This is a genomic window from Amycolatopsis sp. lyj-90 (assembly GCF_046549035.1).
GTDB lineage: Bacteria > Actinomycetota > Actinomycetes > Mycobacteriales > Pseudonocardiaceae > Amycolatopsis.
This window is the reverse complement of sequence record NZ_JAJPWP010000004.1, coordinates 740,228-761,989: the sequence shown is the minus strand read 5'-3', so window position 1 is coordinate 761,989 and position 21,762 is coordinate 740,228. Positions and strand designations below refer to the sequence as shown.

Genomic DNA, 21,762 nt, shown 5'->3' with positions numbered 1-21,762 from the left:
CGGTGTCCCCTACTCCTCGAGAAGGTCCTCGATCTGGATGGGGATGTGCCGGACCCGGATGCCGGTGGCGTTGTGGACGGCGTTCGCCACGGCCGCCGCCATCCCGACGGTGCCGATCTCGCCGATTCCCTTCGCGCCGACCGAGTTGTGCAGGGTGTCCGGGTACTCGACGAAATGGACGTCGACCTCGGGGATGTCCGCGTTCACCGGGATCAGGTAGCTCGCGAAGTCACCGTTGGCGAATCGCCCGTTGGCCTCGATCTCCAGCCCCTCGTGCAGTGCGGCCGACACGCCCCAGATCATGCCTCCCATGATCTGGCTCCGAGCCGCCGTCGGGTTGATGATCCGGCCGGCGTCGAATACGCCGAGCATGCGGGACACCCGGATTTCGCGGGTCCATTTGTGCACGCGGACTTCGCAGAACTGGGCGCCGAACGAGCTGAACGAATGCTTCGTCAGCTCCTCGCCGGGTGCCGACGATCCGGTCACGGAGATCGATGGGCGGTTCAAGGCCCGCAGGAGCTCTCCGAAGGTCATCGACCGGTCTCCGGCCAGCACCCGGCCATCCGCGTAGGAGACGTCCATGCCGTCGAACGGCGCTCCCGGGGCCGACGCCACCGCCAGCAGGTCGTCGATCGCCTTGGCGGCGGCGATCATGATGGCCGTTCCCGCGCTCGCGGTGGCCGTCGAGCCACCGGACATGCCGCCGGGCGGCAGCGCGGAGTCACCGAGCCGCGGCACCACCCGATCCGGCGAGATGTCCAGTGATTCCCCGCCGACCAGGGAGAGCACGGTCAGCAAGCCGGTTCCCGGATCCGCCCCGCTGGTCGCGACGACGGCCGTGTCGTCGGGTCGCAGGGTGATCCCGACCGTCGCCGGGAAGCGCAGGGCGGGGAACATGGCTGTCGCCGTGCCGACGCCCACGAGCCAATCTCCGTCCGCCCGTCCCTGGGGCGAGCGCTCCGACCAGCCGAACCGGGCGGCGCCGACCCGGAAGCATTCGTCGAGGTGCTTGCTCGACCATTGGAGATCCTTGCCGGGCGGCGCGGTCGAGTTGTTCCGCTGGCGCAGCTCGATCGGATCCATCTTCAGCGCGACCGCGAGCTCGTCGATCGCGCTCTCCAGCGCGAAAGACCCGGGCGCCTCGCCGGGCGCCCGCATGAAGGTGGTCGGCGGAACGTTCAGCGGCACCATCTTCTGGCTGATGGCCAGGTTCCGGGTGGCGTACCACTCGCGTGAGGTGCCGTGCGACGTCGGCTCGACGAACGACCGGTCCATCGGTGTGCTGCACCAGGAGTCGTGGCGCAGCGCGTTGAGGGTGCCGTCGTGCTCGGCCCCGAGGGCGATCTTCTGCACGGTCGCGGCGCGGCCCGCGGTCGCGGTGAAGACCTGTTCCCGGCTGAGCGCGGCCTTGACCGGCCTGCCGAGGACCCGCGCGGCGGCGGCCGCCAGGAACGCCGGCGTGGACGTGCGGCCCTTGCCGCCGAACGCCCCGCCCACGAACGGGTTCACCGCGTGCACTTCGGACGGTTTCGTGTCCAGCGCACCCGCGAGTTCCGCGGCCTGGAGATCGGATCCCTGGTTCCCACTGTGGATCGTCAGGCCGTCGGGACCCCACGCGGCGACCGCGGAATGCGGTTCCATCGCGGCGTGGTTCTGGGTCGCGGTGGTGTACGTGGCTTCGACGACCACCGGGCTCTCGGCCAGCGCGTCCTCGATGGACTCGACGCCGGGTGCGAGGACCGCGAGCGACGGTGGTGAACCGTCCCTCGCCGCCGGTGCGTCTTCGGCCGTGGCGAGGCCGTCCTGTAGCGACGTCAACGCGGGACGGGCCAGGTACGAGACCTCGACGAGCATCGCGGCGTCGCGCGCCTGTTCGTAGGTCTCGGCCACCACGAAGCCGATCGGCTGGCCGTAGTAGGCGACTTCCTTGTCCTGCAAAGGAACCCAGGTCTCACCCATGACCATCGTGACCGGGGTCCGCAGCTCGAGCGGGTCGAACGGCGTGTACACCCCGACCACGCCGGGAGCCCCCAGTGCCTCCGCGACGTCCATCGACTCGATCTCGCCATGGGCGATAGAGCTGGTCACGACATACCCGTAGGCCATTCCGGGGAAGATGTGGTCCGCCCCGTATTCGGCCTGGCCGGTGACCTTCAGCGGCCCGTCCACCCGGCTGGTCATCAGCGGCTCCCCTCGGTCAGTTCGAGCAGCGCGCGGACGATGGTCCGCGGCAGCAACGACGTTTTGAATCCGTTCGCGGCCAGCGGGCGCGCGTTCTCGACGGCCAGCGCCGCGGCGTCTTCGAATGCGCTCGCCGTCGCCGGTGCGCCACGCAAGGCCGCCTCGACCTCGGGCAGCCGCCACGGCACCGTGGCCACACCACCCACCGCGACCCTGGCATCGACGACGCGCGAGTCCTCGATGTGCAGCGCGACCGCGGCGGAGCACAGCGCGAACTCGTAGGACTGCCTGTCGCGCACCTTGACGTACGTGGAGTTCGAGGCCCAGTCCAGCCTGGGGACCACGACCTCGGCGATCAGTTCTCCGGGGCGCAGGTCGTTCTCCACCTCGGGGGTGTCCCCGGGTTGCCGGTAGAAGGAGCTCAGCTCGACGGTGCGGCTACCGGTGGCGCTCACCAGCCGGAGCCGTGCGTCGAGGGCGATCAGCGCGACGGCCACGTCGCTGGCGTGGGTCGCCACGCACGAGTCGCTGGTGCCCAGCACCGCGTGCATCCGGTTGGCACCCGAGATCGCCGGGCAGCCACTGCCGGGATCCCGCCGGTTGCACGGCATGGCGACGTCCCGGAAGTACGAGCAGCGGGTGCGCTGCATCAGGTTTCCGCCGATGCTGGCCATGTTCCGGATCTGCTGGGAGGCGCTGAGCAGCAGGGCGCGGGAGATCGCCGGGTACACGCCGGGCTGCCCGGCGATGTCGCTCATCCGCTCCAGCGCGCCGATCCGCAGCCCGTCGGCGGTGTCGATGCCGCGGAGCGGGACCGCGTTGATGTCCAGGACGTGCCGCGGTGTCAGGACATTGAGTTTCATCAGGTCGACGAGCGTGGTCCCGCCCGCCAGGAAGGTGCCGGGTGAGGCGACCGCGGCTTCGACGGTCTCGGGGGCGATCAGCTCAAAGGGACGCATCGGCCCGCCTCGCCTGCTCGACCGCCGCGATGATGTTCGGGTACGCCGCGCACCGGCAGAGGTTGCCGGACATGAACTCGCGGACGTCCTGGACGTCCTGCTCGACGGCGGCGACCGCCGACATGATCTGCCCGGACGTGCAGAACCCGCACTGCAGGGCGTCCTGGTCGACGAAGGCCTGCTGCACCGGATGCAGTCCATCCACTGTGGACAGTGATTCGACCGTGGCCACCGGCTGTTTCACGGTGGCGGCCAAGGTGAGACAGGAGAGCACCGGCCGTCCGCCGACGTGCACCGTGCACGCGCCGCACTGCCCGCGGTCGCAGCCCTTCTTCGGCCCCGTGACGGCGAGCCGCTCGCGCAGCGCGTCCAGCAGTGTCACCCCGGGATCGACGCTCAGGTGTTCCGTCCTGCCATTGACTTCGAGTGAGATGTCCACTGGATCTCTTTCCGCAGATCGTCGGGACCGAGAGCCCGACGGCGTAGGTTGAGGTGGTGGGAGTCCGTCCGAGAGGTGAACCGGATATTCATCCGCTTCACTTTTCAAGCTAGCGGATTACAATCCGCTTCGCAATGTCGGTACTCGCCCCTGGAGTCACTCCAGGTCCCCCGGGTTCCTCGGCTACATTCACGATGAACGGGATCGGCGGACGGGAGGGACGATGACGACGGGATCGGTCAACCCCCGGCGCGCGGACACCCGGCGCAACCACGAACGCATCCTCGTCACCGCGGCGAAGTCACTGGCCGGGTCGGGCGAGGTCTCGTTCAACGCCATCGCGAGAGAGGCGGAAGTCGGCGTCGGCACCGTGTACCGGCACTTCCCGACCCCCGAGGCCCTCATTTTGGCGGTCTATCAGCGCGAGGTGCGCCAGCTCGTCGACGTCGTGCCGAGCCTGCTCGAACAGTACGCGCCGAAGGATGCCTTCCGCGTGTGGACGACCGACCACCTGGCCCACTACATGATGACCAAGCGCGGCCTGGCCGATGCCCTGCGCTCCGCGACGGCCTCCCGAGGGGAACTGCCGGCGGGCGCCTACGAGTCCATGGTCGGCGCGGTTGCCACACTGCTGGAGGCCAACGTCGCCGCCGGTACCGTCCGGCCGGACCTGAAGCCCGAGACGGTGCTCCGGAGCCTGGGCGGCCTGCTGTACCTCGACCCGAACGGCGAGTGGCGGCGCGACGTCGCGAGTCTCGTCGACCTGCTGTGGCGAGGGATGGGTACCGGCCGGGAGTGAGCTGAGGCGAGGACTGAGGTGAGGGGAACTTTGAGGGACCCTGGGTCCCTCAAGGAGTCCTTCACGGATCCGGCTGCACAGACCACAACCGGCAAGGACGCGGCTCCCTGCTCAGCTGTAAACGGGTGCACCGATACGCAGATAGTCCAGGTACAGATCGAGCGCCGCTTCGAGATGGTCCGCGGTTCCGGTGGACATCAGGATCGTCACCCCGCCCTGGATCGCGGCGATCAACGCGGCCGACGCGCGGACCGGGTCGATGTCACGGCTGATCGAGCCGCTCTCCCGCATGTTCTCGATACCCACCTCGACCTGGCGCTGCCACTGTTCGAGCAACTGCCGGGTGACCGCCTGCGCGGCGGGTGTATGCCTGCCGATTTCGGTGATCAGCACGCCGAGCGGGCAGTGCACCCCTTGCCGCCGGTAGCGCTCGACCACCACGTCACGCCACTGGCGCCACGCCTCCCACGAGGTCAACTGCCCCAGGTAGGGCTGCTGGTCCTCGATCACCTGACCGGCCTCCCACTCGGCCACGGCCATCAGCAGTTGTTCCTTGCCCTCCGGGAAGTAGTGGAAGAGCTGGCTCTTGCCCGTGCCGCTGCGACGGCAGATGTCGTCGAGGGTCGCCGCCCCCACGCCGCTCTCGCGGATCTCGTCCGCCGCGGCCTCGATGATCCGCTGCCGCGTCGCGGCACCTTTCTTCGTGAGCACCAGGACCTCCTATCGATCCATTGTCGCGGACGCGAGCAGCAGCTTTCCCGAGGTGCGGCGGGACTCGAGGTCGCGGTGGGCCTGGGCGGCATCGGCGAGGGCGTAGCGGCCGCCGATCCTCGGCGTCACCTGTCCGCTCCGGATGAACCCGAAGAGCTCGCCCGCCCGTCGCACCAGCGCCTCGCGGGTGGGTACGTGATCGACGACCGACGGATAGGACAGGAGGATGCTGTTCGGCAGCTCGGCGGGACGGAAAGTGGGATTGCCGTTCACCACACCGAAGTAGGCGTGCACCCCGTGGCGGCGTAGCGCCAGTTGCGACGAGCGGAACGTCGCCGCACCGCCGCCGTCGTAAACCACCTGCGCCCCTTCGCCGCCGGTGAGCTCGAGGATCCGGTCCTCGAAGCCGCCACCGGCGGACACGAGAACCCGGTCCGCGCCGGCGTTCTTCGCCACCGAAACCTTCTCCTCGCGTGACACCAGGCCGATGACGGTGCCACCCCGCGCCTTGATCAGCTGGGTCAGCATCAAGCCCACACCGCCCGCCGCGGAGTGCACCACGGCGACGTCCCCGGGTTTGATCGCGTACGTCTCCGTCGTGAAGTGGTTCGCGGTCAACCCCTGCATCAGCACGGCGGCGGCGGTCTCGTCGTCGATGTCGTCCGGCACGCGCACCAGGGCCTCGGCCGGGATGGCGAGCCGCTCGGCGTAGCTGCCCTTGTGATAGCGCCAGGCGACCCGGTCGCCGACGGCGAGGTCTTCGACACCCGCCCCCAGCTCTGTGACGACGCCCATTCCCTCGACACCCAGCACCGTGGGCACCGACCAGGTGGGCAGCGGCATCTTGCGGGCACCGGTGTCCATGAAGTTCACCCCGGCCACCCCCAGTCGCACGCCCACCTCACCGGCGGCAGGCACCGGATCCGGGAACTCGGTCCAGGTCATGACTTCCGGGCCGCCGTACTCACGGATGTGGATCGCGTGCATCAGGGACTTCTTTCGGGTCGGAACTCGGGTCTCGGCGCCAACGTAAGTCCGGAAAAATGTACTGGCAAGTACAAACTTCCCCGGCAAGGAGTGTACTTGCCGGTACATTTTCTCTTCTGCATTCTCGGCTGAGCCAGGCAAATTCGGCCGACTGAAAGGGAATCGATGGACGACCTCGCCCGATTGGTGGCGGTGGAGGACATACGGCGCGTGATGGCCCGCTACGTCTACAACGCCGACCACCATCGATGGGACGAACTCGCGGCGCTGTTCACGCCCGACGCCCCCTTTGCCGCCTCCACAGTGGACGGATCACCTCAGGCGCGGATGACGGGCCGCGACGAAATCGCCGCCGGTCTCAAAGCGCGCAACCACCCGGATTCCGTGCTGGTGCATCACCTCTTCTCCAGCGAGGTCGACGTCGAGTCGGAAGATTCGGCCACCGGCGTCTGGGCCATGGAGGACGTCATCACCACCTCGCCGAGCGCGCGTTCCGACGGCGAACCCACCGGAATGCACGGCTACGGCCACTACCGGGTGCGCTTCACCCGGTCTGCGGGGAGCTGGCTCGTCGCCGAGCTCCGCATCACCAGGCTCCGCCTGGACTGGACCTACTGACCTCAGGAGAAAAGACCATGACCGACTCCCTCGAACCGTTCGTCATCCACGTGGAGCAGGACGTCCTCGACGACCTCCGGTCGCGGCTCAAGGCGACCCGGTTCGCGCCCGATCTCGACAACGAAGACGAGGCCTTCGGGCTGAGTACCGCCTACCTCAAGCCGATCGTGGAGTACTGGGCCGACGGTTTCGACTGGCGGGCCGCCGAAGCCCGGCTGAACGGCTATACCCACCATCGCGTCGACGTCGGCGGCACGCCGGTGCACTTCATCCGCGAGCCGGGCAAGGGGCCCGCGCCGATTCCGCTGCTGCTCATGCACGGCTGGCCGTGGACCTTCTGGGACTGGAGCAAGGTCATCCGCCCGCTCGCCGACCCGGCGGCCCACGGCGGCGATCCGGCCGACGCCTTCGACGTCATCGTCCCGTCGCTGCCCGGATTCGCGTTCTCCACCCCGCTGACCAACGGCAAGGAGAACTTCGTCAGCATGGCCGACCGGTTCCACACGCTCATGACCGACGTGCTCGGCCACCGGCGATTCGGGGTCGGCGCGGCCGACTACGGCGCGCTGGTCGGGGCGCAGCTCGGCCACAAGTACGCCGGCTCGCTCCATGGTCTGCACCTCGGCAACGAGATGCTGCTGTCGATCTTCCAAGGCGACCGGCACTGGGACCTCACCGGTGGCGCGCCGATCGACCAGCTGCCCCCGGGGCCGCGGGCCGACATGGTCAACTTCGTCGACACCTATGTGTCCCACGTCGCGACGCACATGCTCGACGCGCAGACGATCACGCACGGCCTGAACGACTCCCCGGTCGGGATGCTCGCCTGGATCCTGAAGCGCTGGAAGAAGTGGAGCGACCAGAACGGGGTGTTCGAGGACTCCTACCCGATGGACCACATCCTCACCAACGCGACGATCTATTGGGTCAACCAGGCCATCGGTTCGTCGATCCGTGCTTACAAAAACGTCAACCGCCACCCTTGGCAGCCGTCTCACGACCGGACCCCGGCGGTCGAGGCACCGACCGGGTTCACCTTCCACCTCGGTGACGCCGCTCCGCCCGGAGCCCACGACCGTGATCAGCGCGTCGCCGCGTTCAAGAAGGGGGCAGGCCACTTCTATGCCGACGTTCGCGCGGTGAACGTCCACGAGAAAGGTGGACACTTCGGACCGTGGGAGAACCCGGAAGCGTGGATCGGCGACCTCCGCGCCACGTTCCGGCCGCTGCGCTGAGGACGGCGATCAGGGACGGGGGATGTTGCGGAGGTTGGCTCGGGCGAGGTCGATCATCCGGCCGACGCCGCCCTCGAGGACGACTTTGCTCGCGGCCAAAGCGAATCCGCCGAGCTGACCGGCGGTGATGTGCGGCGGGACGGACAGGGCGTTCGCGTCGGTCACGACGTCGACCAGCGCGGGACCGTCGTGGCTCAGCGCCTCCTTGAGGGCGGCACGCAGCCGGGTCGGATCCGTCACCCGCTCGGAGCGGATACCGGCACCGCGGGCGATGGCGGCGAAGTCGACCTGGCGGTGATCGGTCTGATAGTCGGGCAGGCCGTCGACCAGCATCTCCAGTTTGACCATGCCCAGCGAAGAGTTGTTGAACGTGATGATCTTGACCGGCAGGTCGTGCAAGGCGACGGTGAGCAGTTCGCCGAGCAACATGCCCAGTCCCCCGTCGCCGGACATCGACACGACCTGCCGTCCCGGGTAGGCGAACTGTGCCCCGATGGCGTGCGGCAGCGCGTTGGCCATGGTGCCGTGCAGGAACGACCCGATGACCCGGCGGCGGCCGTTGGGAGTGAGATACCGGGCGGCCCACACATTGCACATGCCGGTGTCGACGGTGAAGATCGCGTCGTCCGCGGCCAGCTCGTCCAGGAGGTCGGCGGCGAACTCCGGGTGGATGGGCACGTGCCGTTCCACGTTGCGGGTGTAGGCGTCGACGACGTTTTCCAGTGATTTGCAGTGGTCGCGCAGCATGCGGTCCAGGAACGCCCGGTCGGTTTTGCGCCGCAGGAGCGGCAGTACCGCGCGCAGGGTCTCCCGCACGTCGCCGTGCACGGCCAGCTCCAGCGGGGTACGCCTGCCCAGCCGGGTCGCGTCGTGGTCGACCTGCACCGTCCGGGCCTGGGGAAGGAAGGAGTCGTAAGGAAAATCGGTGCCCAGCAGGAGCAGCAGATCCGCGTCCTGCATGGCCCGGTAGCAGGCGCCGTAGCCGAGCAGACCGCTCATTCCGACGTCGTACGGATTGTCGTACTGGATCCATTCCTTGCCGCGCAGACTGTGGCCGACCGGGGCCTGGACCGTCTCCGCGAACTCCATCACCTCCGCGTGCGCGCCGCGCACCCCGGCACCCGCGAACACGGTGACGGTTCCGGCCTCGTTGATCAGCTCGGCCAGCCGCGTCACCTGGGACTCGGGCGGCATGACGGTCCCGCGCTCGGTGACCGGCGCGCCGGTCCCGGTGGGCGAAGCGGCCTCGAGCTGCGCGACGTCGCCGGGCAGCACCAGCACCGACACCTCGCCGCGGGCCAGTGCGTGCTGCATCGCGATGCGCAGCAACCTGGGCATCTGACCGGGCTGGCTGATCTGCTCGCAGTAGCCGCTGCAATCGACGAACAGCCGTTCGGGGTGGGTCTCCTGGAAGAACCCGGTGCCGATCTGACCGGACGGGATGTGCGAAGCGAGCGCGAGCACCGGCGCGCCGGTGCGGTGCGCGTCGTAGAGCCCCTGCACCAGATGGGTGTTGCCGGGGCCACAGCTGCCGGCGCACACCGCGAGCCGTCCGGTCAGCTGGGCCTCGGCGGCCGCGGCGAACGCGCCCGCCTCCTCGTTGCGCACGTGGACCCACTCGATGCCCGGCGTGCGGCGGATGGCGTCGACGACAGGGTTCAGGCTGTCCCCGACCACGCCGTAGATCCGTTCCACCCCGGCCTGGACCAGGACTTGGACGAACTGCTCGGCGACGTTGGGCTTGGCCATCACGACCCCTTCGATACTCCGGCGGTGGGACTACGTTCATGATCCACGCGACGGACCCGTTTCGCAGGTTCTGGCCCGAGCGACAGGAATCACTTACTTCCGCTGAGCTCCGCAGAAGTCGGAACGACGACGGCGTAGAGATCACCGATCGTGGCGAGAGCGGCACGATGCTGCTCCGCGGCGGTCACCGGTCCGGCGACGGACGGGAGTGCGCGCGTCGCGCAGGCGGCGGCGACCACGGTCGGGGTGTTGCCGCGCAGGAACGCGCCCTCCGCCGTGAACGTCACGCACATGTGGGTCATGAATCCGGCCACGACGACGTCCTGATGCCCGGCGGCGTCGACCAGCTCACCCAGCAGGGTACCGACGAACGAGTTCGGCGCGGTCTTCACCACGACCTCCTCGCCCGGTGCGGGGGCGACGCGTTCGTGGATCCGGCCGATCTCCTGGTTGAGGTCGTACGGGCTGCCTTCGCCGCCGTCGTGCATGACGTGAACGACCGTCGCGCCCTCGGCCCGTGCGCGGGCCAGCAAAGTGGCGGCCTCGTCGAGCGCGGCCTCCCAGCCGTCGAGCTCCATCACGCCGCGCGTGTAGGTGTTCTGGTAGTCGACGAGGATCACCGTCGCGTCCGAAAGCGCCGCGGGGGTCGTCGGCAGGGTGCTGATTTCGCGGAGAGTGGTGCTGGTCATCGTGCTTCCTTCGCTTTCTGTGGGTACGGCTACCATGATCGCTGACCCGATCGGGTATCGAGATACGGATTCGGGTCAGCTCTGGTCGGGATCGGCCGACGTTCGCGAGGAAGGGATCGATGAGCGCTCCGAAGGTGGCCGTCCTCGCGTTCGAGGGGATCAGCCCGTTCCATCTCGCCGTGCCGTCACTGGTCTGGGGGCCGGAATCCCCGGCGGGCGACATGGAGCCGTGGCCGCTCACGGTCGTCGCAGTACGGCCGGGCAGCCTCACGACGAACGCCGGCTACGCGATCGAAGTCCCCGCCGGTCTCGATGCGCTCGCCGAAGCCGACATCGTCGTCGTGCCGTGGTGGTCCGCCCCGGAAACCCCGACGCCCTCGCCCGTGTCCGCCGCACTGCGCACCGCGCACGAACGTGGAGCGCTCGTCGTCGGGCTCTGCCTGGGAGTCTTCGCGCTCGCGGACGCCGGCATCCTCGACGGGCGTGCCGCGACCACCCACTGGAAATGGGTCGAAACATTCCGGCGGCGCTTCCCGTCGGTCGAACTGCGCCCCGAAGAGCTGTACGTGGACGAAGGTGACGTCGTGACCGGCGCGGGTGCGACCGCCGGAATCGACACCTGCCTCCACCTGCTCGCCCGCACGGCAGGCCAGGTCGTCGCCAACCGCGTCGCGCGCCGCATCGTCGCCGCGCCGCACCGTCCCGGCGGTCAGGCCCAGTTCATCGAGCTTCCCGTGCCCGCGCCGGACGAAGACCCTCTCACCCAGGTGATGAGCTGGGCACAGGCCCATCTGGACACACCGCAGAGTATCGACCGGCTCGCCGCACAGGCGCATATGAGCCGGAGCACCTTCACCCGCGCCTTCCGTGCCAGGACCGGGACCACCGTCCACAACTGGCTTGTCGCGCAACGCCTCGGGCGAGCCCGGCACCTGCTGGAAACGACCGCGCTCGGCGTCGACGCCGTCGCCGCGCAGTCCGGTTTCGGCACGTCAGCCCGCCTCCGGGAGCACTTCGCCGCGGCGCTGGGTACCACACCGACCCGCTACCGCGTCGAGTTCGCCGGCGGCGGGTGAAATCCTTTTCCCGCGCCGGACGGAAACGGAATTATTGTTTCCACAAACCGAGTCGCCGGAAACGACCTGTCCCGCGCTTGATTTCACTTGAACGAATAGCTCACCCACCAGGGTGAGCTCTATCGAGTGCATTGTCCGGCGGAGCTGGATCGGAGAACCACTCCGGGGCAAGATGACCGAGCACGACGACTGCGCCATCACGGAGGACCATGTGGAGCTGTGCGGTACCCCCATCTTCGACTCGGTGGTCGACGAGACGAGAAGGGCGACCTCCGGGAACAGTGCGCTCCTCCCCAGCAGCGAGAACAATTCCGAACGGAATGAGCAGCACGCCGAAGCTGACAATGGCGATTACCCGCAAGGTCGGCCCGCGTGATTCCTTATCCCGTTTCGACTGAATTCGGATCGCCGGGAAGGCCGGTGGAATTCTGCAGATCGTCGAGCAATTCCATTTGGCCGGTGATGACATTGGTCAGGATTCCGCGTGCGACGGCGAGGAGTTCCGCCACCGACGGACTGGTCAGGGAGTAGGACACGGTCGTGCCGTCCTTGTGCGGCACCACCAGTCTGGCCCGGCGCAGCACCGCGAGCTGCTGGGACAGGTTGGCGGGTTCGATGCCGAGGTCGGCGAGCAGCTCGGAGACGTGGTGGTCCCGCTCGCTGAGTAGTTCGAGCACCCGGATCCGAACGGGATGGCCCAGCGTTTTGAAGAATTCCGCCTTGACCTGATACAGGGGTTTGCTCATCGGTATCCCTCCGCCGCACGGAGAAGGGTCGATCCGGCCGTCCGCATGACACCGATCGTGCCCGACCACGCCGCCGGCCGAACAACACCCCGCGCCGAACCGCCCTGACCACACCCGATCAGGGCATGACATCCATAAATTGCATACTTATGCAAGTCTGCACAATTCAGAGAAGGTGAGACCACCTGTGAGTCACGGCATGCGGGATCCCGCGAGCCTCTCGTCGACGTCCCGACGGCACGGCACCGGCGCGAGGAGCGGTCGGTGACCAAGCATCGCTCCGGCTCCACCCCGGCCGCCAGGGCTCATCTGGTGCTCGCGGCCCAGGCCGCCGAGCTGGCGGACCTCGCCGCGAGCGCCGCCCGCCCCGGCCAGGACACGCGGGACCACTCCAGCCTGATCGGGATGGCTCAGCAGATTCTCGACGCGGCTGTGGTGGCGGCCAGGCTCGACGGGAAGACCTGGCCGGAGATCGCGGGCACGCTCGACGGAGCGACGCCGCAGTCCGCACGGGCCCGGTACTGGCCCACGGTCGCACGGTTCCGGGCGGACCCGATCCCGGAGCAGCAGCCCGACGATCCGGACCCGGCCGCCGAAGCCGCGGCAGACACGACTCCCCCGCCGTCCGGGCACCTCGCCCTCGTCACGATGCCTTCAGAGCAGGACGAGACCGGGCACGAATCGGCAGGTGCGGACACCCGGCTGAAGATCGCGGAAAGGCTGGTCGCCGCCTACGAGCGGATCGCGACCAACGAAAGACAACCCCCGGAGTGGATCCTCGACGGTCTCGCCCACGCCCGCCGTACCGCCGCCGAACTCCGCGCCCACCTCGATGCCGCGGACACGACGGCCGATTGACCTCAGCGGAGACTAAGCCGAGGTCGCGAGACCGGCTTCGAGCTCCAGGTCACGCTCACCTTCGGCCTGCTTCCGCAACACCATCTTCGCGACCAGATCGAAGATCGGCGTCGCTTCCTGGGGGAAGGTCACGCTCTGCTGATGCGCGCTCTCGGCGATCATGGACTACTACTCCTCAAGGGTGACGACTACAGCGACTGCTCACTCTAACGGCCGCACCGTCAGTGACGGGCCGTATTCGGATTTTTCGCCGATTTTTCCCGAGGAGGGTCTTCCGTGACATGGCCCGTCGTCACCAAATGCGCACTTCGTACACCCTGACGGTGCCGGGGAAGCCGACGCCCTGCCAGTACCCGAGGGTCGTCGACTCGTACCGGCCGTTGCGTTCGTAGTTGACCGTCGCCTTGTTGTTGCCCGAGTAGATGTTGTAGACGCCACCGATGTTCGTGCCCGTGACGCCGCCGTTGGCGAAGCACTTGTTGGTGCCCATCCCGTTGCCGAACGAGATGTCCAGCTTCACGAAGTCATCCCTGTTGCCACAGCCGACCTCGCTGATGGCGAAGGCGGGGCTCGCCGGAACCGCGACTACCAGGCCAAGGGCGGCCGCGCCGACGACCGCAAGCCTCTTGAGACTCTTTCGCATGGTGACTGGATTTCCTTCCTCAGAAGAACTTCTGGGAGAACGAGTTCACGAGGAAGCCTATCGACGCGCCTGCGGCAGAGAACGGAAAGACCGCGACGCTGCCTGTTTCGTGAAATGACGCTACCCGAAAAGGCAAAGGGCTCAAGAATCCTTTGTAGACGGTCGAACTTCCCGGTCTCGCCGGGTGAGCACCAAGGGATCGCCTTCGGTGATGGCCACGGTGTGCTCGGAGTGGGCCGTGCGCGAACCGTCTGCCGAGCGGATGGTCCAGCCGTCGTCATCGAAGACGATCTTGTCGGTCGTGCGGGCGAACCACGGTTCGAGCGCGAGGGTCAGTCCCGGCTTGAGCACCAATCCGCGGCCGGCTTTGCCCTTGTTCGGAACGTGGAGCTCCTCGTGCATCTCGCGGCCGATGGCGTGCCCGCCGAACTCGGTGTTGACGGGATAGCCGTAGTCGCGGGCGACCGCCCAGATGGCCGCGGAGATGTCGCCCAGGCGGTTGCCGGGGCGGGCCTGCTCGATCGCCGCCTCCAGCGCTTCCTCGGTGGCGCGGATGATCCGCAGATCCTCATCGGCGGCGGTCCCGACGATGACCGTGCGCGCCGAGTCCGCCGCCCAGCCGTCGATCTTGACCGCGAGGTCCGCCGTGAGCACGTCGCCGTCGCGCAGCGTGTAGTCGTGGGGCAGGCCGTGCAGGACGGCGTCGTTGACCGCCAGGCAGATGACGTTCCGGAACGGGCCCTTGCCGAAGGACGGCTCGTAGTCCCAGTAGCACGACTCCGCGCCACGCCGTTTGATCATGCCGCGCGCGTGGTGCTCCAGGTCCATGAGGTTGACGCCCACGGCGGCGAGCTCGCCGACCTCGGTGAGCACCTCGGCGACGAAACGCCCGGTCACGTGCATGCGCTGGATCTCAGCGGGCGTCTTCAGTTCGATCACGGAAACCTCGCGTCACAGGGTTGGTATTATTATACCGCCACCGTAGCAGCTGGCGGTATAATAATACCAGTCGCGGTGTCGCAGGCCACGACTGTCTGTGAAGGCCTCCTTGCCTACCTTGAGGGTAGGCAAGGAGGCCTTCACGGACACTCACCTCAGCGCACGGCCGCCTCACAGTGCCCGATGGCGTCGAGCAGGATCGTGGCGGCGAGGTCGATCACCTCGGCGGTCACGGTGAGCGGGGGCATCAGCCGGATCACGCTGTCGTCGCGGCCGCCGAGCTCGATGATCAGCCCCCGACGCAGCGCGTACGCCTGGACGGCGCGGGCGTAGCCGCTCGCCGGGCGGCCGTCGCGGGGGTCGGCCAGCTCGATCCCCCACATCAGGCCCAGGCCGCGAACCTCGCGGACCCACGGATGACCGCGCAGCACACCGAGCCGTCCTTCGAGTTGTCGTCCACGGTGCCGGACGTTGCCCAGTACGTCATCGCGCCGGACGACGTGGACGGCCGCGGTCCCCGCCGCGAACGCGGCCTGGTTCCCCCGGAAGGTGCCCGTGTGCGCACCGGGCGCCCAGCCGTCCAGCCGCTGGTCGTAGAAGATGACCGCCACCGGCAGACCCATCCCGCTCAGGGCCTTCGAGGCGATGATGACGTCGGGCTCGATGTCGTAGTGCTCGAACGCGAACCACGTTCCCGTGCGCCCGCAGCCGGTCTGCACCTCGTCGACCACGAGCGGGATGTCCAGCTCCGCGGTCAGCGCGCGGACACGCCGCACGAAGTCGCGGTCGGCCGGGATGACCCCGCCTTCACCCTGCACGAGTTCCAGGATCACCGCGGCGGGGAGGGGAATGCCACCGTTGGGATCGCGCAGGGACCGCTCCAGCAGGCCCACGCAGTTGGTTTCGCAGCTGTCCGGCGAGAGCCCCACCGGACAGCGGGCGCAGTAGGAGTACGGGAAGAAGTGCACACCTGGCACGCCGTTGGCGATCGGCCGCTTCTGGGCGACGAGACCGGTCAACGCCATCGCGGCATGACTCGAGCCGTGGAACCCACCCTGGAAGGACACCAGGTCGCCACGTCCGGTCACGGTCTTGCAGAGCTTGATCGCGGCGTCCACGGCGTTGGCCCCGCCGGGGCCGCAGAAGTGCATCCGCATCCGCGACCGCAGGTCCGGCGGCAGCATGGACAGCTGGGCGTCGACGAACTCACGTTTGGCGGGTGTCGGGAAGTCCAGGCCGTGGGTGAGCACGTGCAGCTGTTCGGTGGCCGCGTGCACCAGCTCGGGATGGTTGTGCCCCAGGGAGAGCACTCCCGCACCGGCCAGGAAGTCGATGAAGACGTTCCCGTCCATGTCCCACAGGTAGTCGCCCTCCCCGCCGGCGATCGCGATCGGCAGGTTGCGCGGATAGGCCCGTGCGCTGGATTCCCATTGCCGTTGATGTTCGAGGAACTCGGCCGAGCGAGGTCCTGGCAGGTCACAGTCGACTCGCGGCGCCAGCGCCGGTCTCGTCGTCGGGGTGTGGGTCATGGCAGCCTCCTTGCCGCGGTGATCTCTTCCGCCGTGTCGAGTTCGACCGCCGGATTGGCGTGCCAGCGGGTTCGTGCCGGGGTCGTGGTGCCCTTCATCAGGAACGCGTCCGCCTCGACGATCGCCCCTTCGGCCATCGTCACTCCATAGTGGACAAAGGCCCCGGTTCCGATCGTGCATCCCGCACCGATGGCGATGTGGTCGGATTTGAACGTGCCGTCCTCCAGCGAATGTCCTTGCAGGACGGTGTGCAGGTTCAGCACGCAGTCGTCGCCGATGCTCACCAGGGACCGTTCCGGGATCGCGCATCCGTCGTCGAAGACGCGGCGGCCGATCCGGACGCCGAGACAGCGCCAAAGGAAGTTCTTGAACGGAGTCCCGTTGAACAACGCGAGGTAGCGGGCGGGGCTGAGCTTCCAGTACCGCTCGTGCCGCCAGAAGACCGGATCGTAGATCGAGCAGAATCGCGGTCTCAACGCCCGGAAGCCCTGCACGGCCAGCTCGGCCAGCATGAGGAACCCGACCGAGAACACCAGCGAGGCCACGATGCCGCCGCCGACCGCGAGCGAGCCGAACCGGTCGTGCGCGACGCTGGCCGCGGTCCCGATGAGCGTGATACCGAGCAGGTGGAGCCAGTGCACCAGCAGGTAGACGAAAATGGTGGCGACGTTGTGCCGGTTCTTCGCCAGCAGGCTCCGGCGCAGGCCCTCTCCCGTACTGAGGTGCTCGAACCCGGTGTCACGGCGAACGTTCCGGGGGATCTCGAAAGCGGGTGACCCGAGCAGGCCGACGTTCTCGCGGACGGGCCCGTCCAGGGGGACGAGGACCTTGGTGGCCAGAAGGACGTTGCGGCCGACCCGCGCGTCCGGCGGGAAGGCGATCTCGTTGCCCAGGAACGCCTGTGGCGCGATGGAAGTCCGCCGCAGCCGGAACGACGAGGCGGAGAAGTCCGCGTTGAGCTGCGAAAGGCCGTCCGAGACCATCGTGCCGGTGCCGACCGTGCTGAGGAACGGCGACTCGTGCTTGACCTCGACCCCGAAGTTGGACCCGGTCTGCTGGATCTTCGTCAGGTCGTATCCCAGTGCCCGCAGGTAGTACACGATGTAGCTGCTGTCGCCGAACAGGTAGGTGTACGCGCGCAGATTCGTCAACCGTGCGATCAGCCGTTGGATCCCGAAATGCGCGCCGTACATCGGGTAGACCCGGTCCGGCCGGAGAAACCGGTTGAGCAGGCGCGGGATCGTGAGAATGACCGCCAGCCCGGCGAGCAGCCCCCCGAAGTACAGCAGCGCCGAACCGGCGATCTGGTCGCGGTAGAAGGACCAGCTGGTGAAGTCCGCCGTCACCGTGAACAACCGGTCGACGAGCAGATCCGTGCCGCCCAGTGTCGCGGGAAGCGTCACCAGAAGCAGGAGCAGAAGGCTGGAAACGCAGAAGACGAACGGCCTGAAGCCGCCGCGCGCGACCGTGCCGAGCGCCCGGTAGTCCACTGTGGAGTGGCGGGCGGGCGAGCCGTGCCACGATTCGCCGTCGGGTACGGACTGCCCGGCGTTCAGGGACGACGAGTGGCCGAGCTGCGCGTCGTCGCCGATCGTGGTTCCGATGTCGAGCACGGTCATCTCACCGACGAAGGCGTTCTCGCCGAGGGTGACGCGGCCGGTCTGGATCCAGCCCGCCCTCGCTCGGTAGCACGAGAAGAAGGCGTCTTTCCGGATGACGGCCCCGGCGCCGATGCTGAGCAGATCGGTGCAGACCGGCGGATTCCGGGACAGGATCACGGCGCCTTTGCCGATGTCCGCGCCGAGCGCCCGCAGGTACCACGAATACAACGGCGTGCCGGTGAACAGCATCAGCGGGCTGAACCGGACCAGTGTCTTCACTGTCCAGAAACGCAGATAGCCGGGGCTCCACAGCGGGATCTCCCCCTGCTTCCAGCGGCCGACGATCGCCCATTTCGCCAGGATCGGCACCACGGAGAGGACGGTGAACACGACGAGCCCGAGCCCGACCGCGCGCGTGTACGCGTCGACGAGCCCGGTCGCCGCGCTGACCCAGCCGAATCCCGTGTCCAGGATCCAGCCCGAACCGGCGGCGTAGGCGAGGAAGGCCACCAGCTGAAAGAGTCCGCAAAGGACATAGGCCCCGGTCGACGCCCGGCGCGGCTCCTCGGCGTGGGCGACCGTGGTCCGGACCGAAGAGGGAACCAACTCCGCGAGGCCGCGGACAGTGGGGTTCAGGTACACGTCCCTCGCCGACAACGGCGCGACGTCACCCCGTTCCCGGATCAGCGCGCAGAACTTGGCCAACAACAGCGAATCCGCGCCATAGTCGTCGAAGAAGTGCCCCGTCACCGAGATCCGCTCCACGCCGAGGACCCGGCCCAAGGCCTCCGCCAGATGCTGTTCGGTCTCGGTTGCCGGTGCCACGTAGTCCGCGGCGCTCGGTGCGCTCCGCGGGTTGCTCGGTGCCGGGAGGTTCTTGCGGTCGGCCTTCCCCGCCGGGGTCAGGGGAATGTGGTCGAGCCGTTCGAGATAGGCGGGCACCATGTACCCCGGCAGCAGTTCCCCCAGCCGCCGACGCAGCTCTCCGGCGTCCACGTCCGCTCTGTCGCGTCGCAGGCTGTAGTAGGCGACCAGTTCGGTCCTGCCGGCTTCCGGATGGTGGGTCTCGACCACCGCCTGGGCGATTCCGGGGATCTGCAGCAGAACCGATTCGATCTCCGTGAGCTCGACGCGGTAGCCGCGGATCTTCACCTGCGTGTCGGCGCGGCCGTGGTACTCGATCTCTCCTTCCGGGGTGACCCGGCCCAGGTCGCCGGTGCGGTAGATGCGGCCGGACGGGTTGTGCCCGATGCCGAGGAAGTCCGGGATGAACGCGCGTTCGGTCAGGTCGGGGCGGTTCAGGTAACCGCCGGCGAGGCCGATCCCGGCGATACCGATCTCGCCCAGTTCGCCCGCCGCCAGCGCCTCCGGCTCGTCCGGGTCGAGGATGACGACCGAGTAGGTCGGCAGGGGCACCCCGATGGTCACCGGCCGGTCCGGTCGCAGCACCGCCCAGGTCGCGGTGACCGTGGCCTCGGTCGGACCGTAGACGTTGAGGAACCGCCGGTCCGGGCGGTACCAGCGGCGGACGAGGTCTTCGGGACAGGCCTCACCGGAAACGAGGAGAAAACGCAGCCGCGGCAGGTCTTCGTCGAGGCTTGCCAGCAGCGTCGGGACACAGCACAGCGCGGTGACCTCGTTGTCCCGCAGGAATTCGTGGAGTTCGTGGCCGACGAGGCCGGTGCCGCCGGGCTTCGGCACGAGCGTCGCGCCGCACAGCAACGGCACCCAGATCTCCTCGACCGAGAAGTCGAACGCGATCGTCATGCCCTGGTACACCCGATCGGTGCCCTGGATGCCGTAGACGTCGGCGGCGACGCGGACGAAGTTGCAGATCGCGGCGTGGTCGATCGTCACGCCTTTGGGGCGCCCTGTCGAGCCGGACGTGTAGACGACGTAACAGAGTTCGTCCGTCGGAACGCCCTTCTCCTCCGCGCTGAGCCGGTCACCCGGCAGTGCGGCGATCCGGTCCGAGTCCTCGTCGAGGCAGAGCAGATCGACGTTGTCCGGCTCGAAGCGGCTACGCAGCCCGGAGATCGACAACACCAGCCGGACATCGGCGTCCCGGACGATGTAGGCCAGCCGGTCGTCCGGAAACCCCACGTCCAGTGGCACATACGCCGCGTTGATCTTGAGCACGGCCAGCATCGCGACGTAAGGATGGACCGGTTCGTCGAACAGGAGCCCGATCCGGTCGCCGGGCCGCACCCCCCGCGCTCGCAGATGGCGGGCGAGACGGTTGGCCCGCTCGTCCAACCCGGCGAAGGTGAGCTTCGTACTTCCGGCGTCCACCGCCAGGCGATCACCGAGTCCGTCGGCGTGCAACCGGTCGCAGAGTCCCTCGTACAACTGCTCGAGCCGCTCGCCCGCGCGCCAGCGGACGTGCTGCTCGTGGCCGTCGCACGTCAGGACCAGGCCGTCGGTCGTGAACAGACCCGACGGCTGTCCGTACGGGCTCATGTCCGGTCCTCCGCGAGGCCGAACGAGTCGTGCAGAGCGCGGACGGTCGCGTCGACGGCGTCGGCGGGGATCACGGCGGTGAGCCGCGATTGCGAGGTCGTCATCGCCGGGACGGTGACACGGTGGTCGGCGAGGACCCGCAGCAGTTCGGGCAGACAGCCGGGTGGGTCCAGCAGCGCCGTGCCGACCACGGAAACCGAGCCGAGTTCCTCGAAGACCGTGGAACGGGCGTCGAGCTCCATCGCGAGTTCGGTGATCGGCGGTCCGAGCGGCTCCGTCCCCCGGACGGTGAACCGCAGCTCCCCCGGATCGGGCCAGCTCAGGTTGTCCGGTTTCACCCCGCACCGGGCGAGCATCGAGAGCACCCTGGCGTAGTGGTCCGGGCTGGAGGCCGAAACCTGGACCCGGACCAGCCGCACGTCGCGCTCGTGCGCGATGCCGATGACCCGGGGAGTGCCTTCCAGCGACGATTCCCCCGCCGTGACCACGGTCGAGGGGCCGGGATCCGAAGAATGCGTCACGCGCACCGCCACCCCGTGCCGGCGTGCGAGCTCGACGGATCTGGGATGCAGCACCCGGGCACCGACTCCGGCGAGTTCGACCATGGCGTCGTAGGAGATCGTCCTGACCGGCCGGGTGTCCGGCACGATCCGGGGGTCGGCCGTGCGGACACCGTGGACATCGGTGCAGATCTCGCATTCGGAACCGCCGAGCGCGGCCGCGAGCGCGACCGCGGTGGTGTCGGAACCGCCTCTGCCGAGAGTCAGCAGCTCCCCGTTCTCGTCACGTCCCTGGAAGCCGGCGACCACGACGACCTGCGCGTCCCGCAGCCGTGCGGTGATCTTGCCGGGATCGACCCGCACGATCGTTCCCGCTCCCGGTTCGCCGCTCACCTCGATCCCCGCCTGGTCACCGGACAGCGACACGGCCTCGACCCCGCGTTCGGCCAGCGCCAAGGCGAGCACCGCCGCGGAGACCTGTTCGCCTGTCGCCATCAGCTGGTCGAGTTCCCGTGGAGCCGGTGGCTCCGCGAACTCCCCGGCCAAGGCGATCAGCCGGTCGGTGGTGTCTCCCATGGCCGACACGACCAGGACCACCCGATCCCCCTCTTCGACGAGTGCGGCCACCTCGGCGGCCACCTCGCTCACCATTCCGGGTGTGGCCAGCGACGAGCCACCGTATTTTCGGACGACCAGTCCCTCGCTTCGCGCCTGCGGTAACGGTGGGGTCAAGCCAACGTCGAGATCTTGGGAAGAATTCACCATTTTCCTTTAATGGATCGTCACTGTGACAGCGACTTGCATTCGGACGACTCGCGGTGACCGGACCAGCCCACCACGAATACAGGTATCCGAAGTGGGGGTACTGCAACGACTGCCGCAGAAGTACCTGCCGGACGACACTCCCCGAAGTCCAGGATTCAGCACCGCGGGCCGGGATGACAGGTTTGGAAAGTAGTGCGAGAAACTTTCGCCGGGTACCTCCATCCGTACGAAAGGTCGAATTTCCCCGTTCGCAGGACATAACGTGCCGACATTGT

At 68.1% G+C, this 21,762-nt stretch carries 20 protein-coding genes; 6 read left to right on the top strand and 14 right to left on the bottom strand.

What is annotated here, in order from left to right:
* Positions 1-9: 9 nt before the first annotated feature.
* From ACLJPX_RS18995 to ACLJPX_RS18985, 3 genes are read right to left on the bottom strand one after another with little or no spacing between them, the layout of a single operon-like run.
* On the bottom strand, positions 10-2,184 hold the full coding sequence (locus ACLJPX_RS18995; RefSeq protein WP_410601276.1) for a xanthine dehydrogenase family protein molybdopterin-binding subunit: 2,175 nt from the start codon (positions 2,182-2,184) through the stop codon (positions 10-12).
* Positions 2,184-3,143 carry an FAD binding domain-containing protein gene (locus ACLJPX_RS18990; protein WP_410601275.1) on the bottom strand — a complete coding sequence of 320 codons (960 nt, stop codon included), beginning with the start codon at positions 3,141-3,143 and terminating at the stop codon, positions 2,184-2,186. The genes ACLJPX_RS18995 and ACLJPX_RS18990 overlap by 1 nt, the downstream gene beginning before the upstream one ends.
* Entirely contained in the window at positions 3,130-3,582 is a 453-nt protein-coding gene (locus ACLJPX_RS18985) for a (2Fe-2S)-binding protein (protein ID WP_410601274.1), read from the bottom strand. Before ACLJPX_RS18985 ends, ACLJPX_RS18990 begins: the two co-directional genes overlap by 14 nt.
* 223 nt (positions 3,583-3,805) lie before the next feature.
* Here ACLJPX_RS18985 and ACLJPX_RS18980 point away from each other — a divergent pair, with 223 nt between their 5' ends.
* Positions 3,806-4,381, top strand: coding sequence for a TetR/AcrR family transcriptional regulator (locus tag ACLJPX_RS18980; protein ID WP_410601273.1), 576 nt, complete (start codon positions 3,806-3,808; stop codon positions 4,379-4,381).
* Between the two features lie 111 nt (positions 4,382-4,492).
* Here ACLJPX_RS18980 and ACLJPX_RS18975 read toward each other — a convergent pair whose 3' ends face one another.
* Both ACLJPX_RS18975 and ACLJPX_RS18970 read right to left on the bottom strand, forming a co-directional pair.
* Positions 4,493-5,092 carry a TetR/AcrR family transcriptional regulator gene (locus tag ACLJPX_RS18975; protein ID WP_410601272.1) on the bottom strand — a complete coding sequence of 200 codons (600 nt, stop codon included), beginning with the start codon at positions 5,090-5,092 and terminating at the stop codon, positions 4,493-4,495.
* A 9-nt stretch (positions 5,093-5,101) separates the two neighbouring features.
* Positions 5,102-6,079: a quinone oxidoreductase family protein gene (locus tag ACLJPX_RS18970; protein WP_410601270.1), complete on the bottom strand. Its 978-nt coding sequence runs from the start codon at positions 6,077-6,079 to the stop codon at positions 5,102-5,104.
* Positions 6,080-6,244: 165 nt separating this feature from the next.
* Here ACLJPX_RS18970 and ACLJPX_RS18965 point away from each other — a divergent pair, with 165 nt between their 5' ends.
* Positions 6,245-6,697: a nuclear transport factor 2 family protein gene (locus ACLJPX_RS18965; protein WP_410601269.1), complete on the top strand. Its 453-nt coding sequence runs from the start codon at positions 6,245-6,247 to the stop codon at positions 6,695-6,697.
* A 17-nt stretch (positions 6,698-6,714) separates the two neighbouring features.
* On the top strand, positions 6,715-7,932 hold the full coding sequence (locus ACLJPX_RS18960) for an epoxide hydrolase family protein (RefSeq protein WP_410601268.1): 1,218 nt from the start codon (positions 6,715-6,717) through the stop codon (positions 7,930-7,932).
* A gap of 9 nt (positions 7,933-7,941) precedes the next feature.
* On the opposite strand, the gene ACLJPX_RS18955 is transcribed toward ACLJPX_RS18960, so the two are convergent.
* Together ACLJPX_RS18955 and ACLJPX_RS18950 are read right to left on the bottom strand one after the other, a co-directional pair.
* A complete protein-coding gene (locus tag ACLJPX_RS18955; protein WP_410601267.1) occupies positions 7,942-9,681 on the bottom strand; it encodes a pyruvate dehydrogenase in 1,740 nt (579 codons plus the stop codon).
* Between the two features lie 89 nt (positions 9,682-9,770).
* On the bottom strand, positions 9,771-10,370 hold the full coding sequence (locus tag ACLJPX_RS18950) for an isochorismatase family protein (protein ID WP_101607919.1): 600 nt from the start codon (positions 10,368-10,370) through the stop codon (positions 9,771-9,773).
* A 119-nt stretch (positions 10,371-10,489) separates the two neighbouring features.
* On the opposite strand from ACLJPX_RS18950, the gene ACLJPX_RS18945 reads away from it, so the two are divergent.
* Positions 10,490-11,446: a GlxA family transcriptional regulator gene (locus ACLJPX_RS18945; RefSeq protein WP_410601266.1), complete on the top strand. Its 957-nt coding sequence runs from the start codon at positions 10,490-10,492 to the stop codon at positions 11,444-11,446.
* 172 nt (positions 11,447-11,618) lie between these two features.
* On the top strand, positions 11,619-11,822 hold the full coding sequence (locus tag ACLJPX_RS18940; protein ID WP_410601265.1) for a hypothetical protein: 204 nt from the start codon (positions 11,619-11,621) through the stop codon (positions 11,820-11,822).
* Positions 11,823-11,826: 4 nt separating this feature from the next.
* Here the strand turns inward: ACLJPX_RS18940 and ACLJPX_RS18935 are convergent, their stop codons facing one another.
* Positions 11,827-12,192 carry an ArsR/SmtB family transcription factor gene (locus ACLJPX_RS18935; RefSeq protein ID WP_410601264.1) on the bottom strand — a complete coding sequence of 122 codons (366 nt, stop codon included), beginning with the start codon at positions 12,190-12,192 and terminating at the stop codon, positions 11,827-11,829.
* A 264-nt stretch (positions 12,193-12,456) separates the two neighbouring features.
* Between ACLJPX_RS18935 and ACLJPX_RS18930 the strand changes: the two genes are divergently transcribed.
* Entirely contained in the window at positions 12,457-13,050 is a 594-nt protein-coding gene (locus ACLJPX_RS18930; RefSeq protein ID WP_410601263.1) for a hypothetical protein, read from the top strand.
* Between the two features lie 12 nt (positions 13,051-13,062).
* Here ACLJPX_RS18930 and ACLJPX_RS18925 read toward each other — a convergent pair whose 3' ends face one another.
* The 6 genes from ACLJPX_RS18925 to ACLJPX_RS18900 form a co-directional block, all read right to left on the bottom strand.
* Positions 13,063-13,212: a hypothetical protein gene (locus ACLJPX_RS18925; protein WP_168214325.1), complete on the bottom strand. Its 150-nt coding sequence runs from the start codon at positions 13,210-13,212 to the stop codon at positions 13,063-13,065.
* A gap of 130 nt (positions 13,213-13,342) precedes the next feature.
* The gene (locus ACLJPX_RS18920; RefSeq protein WP_101607924.1) at positions 13,343-13,693 is read right to left on the bottom strand and encodes a beta/gamma crystallin domain-containing protein; all 351 of its coding nucleotides are present in this window, start codon (positions 13,691-13,693) and stop codon (positions 13,343-13,345) included.
* A 141-nt stretch (positions 13,694-13,834) separates the two neighbouring features.
* Positions 13,835-14,632 carry a type I methionyl aminopeptidase gene (gene map / locus ACLJPX_RS18915; protein WP_410601262.1) on the bottom strand — a complete coding sequence of 266 codons (798 nt, stop codon included), beginning with the start codon at positions 14,630-14,632 and terminating at the stop codon, positions 13,835-13,837.
* A 155-nt stretch (positions 14,633-14,787) separates the two neighbouring features.
* Entirely contained in the window at positions 14,788-16,161 is a 1,374-nt protein-coding gene (locus ACLJPX_RS18910; RefSeq protein WP_410601261.1) for a diaminobutyrate--2-oxoglutarate transaminase family protein, read from the bottom strand.
* Positions 16,158-20,222 (bottom strand): Pls/PosA family non-ribosomal peptide synthetase, encoded by a 4,065-nt coding sequence (locus ACLJPX_RS18905; protein WP_410601260.1) that lies wholly within the window; start codon positions 20,220-20,222, stop codon positions 16,158-16,160. The genes ACLJPX_RS18910 and ACLJPX_RS18905 overlap by 4 nt, the downstream gene beginning before the upstream one ends.
* A complete protein-coding gene (locus ACLJPX_RS18900) occupies positions 20,219-21,487 on the bottom strand; it encodes an aspartate kinase (RefSeq protein ID WP_410601259.1) in 1,269 nt (422 codons plus the stop codon). Before ACLJPX_RS18900 ends, ACLJPX_RS18905 begins: the two co-directional genes overlap by 4 nt.
* Positions 21,488-21,762: the final 275 nt, after the last annotated feature.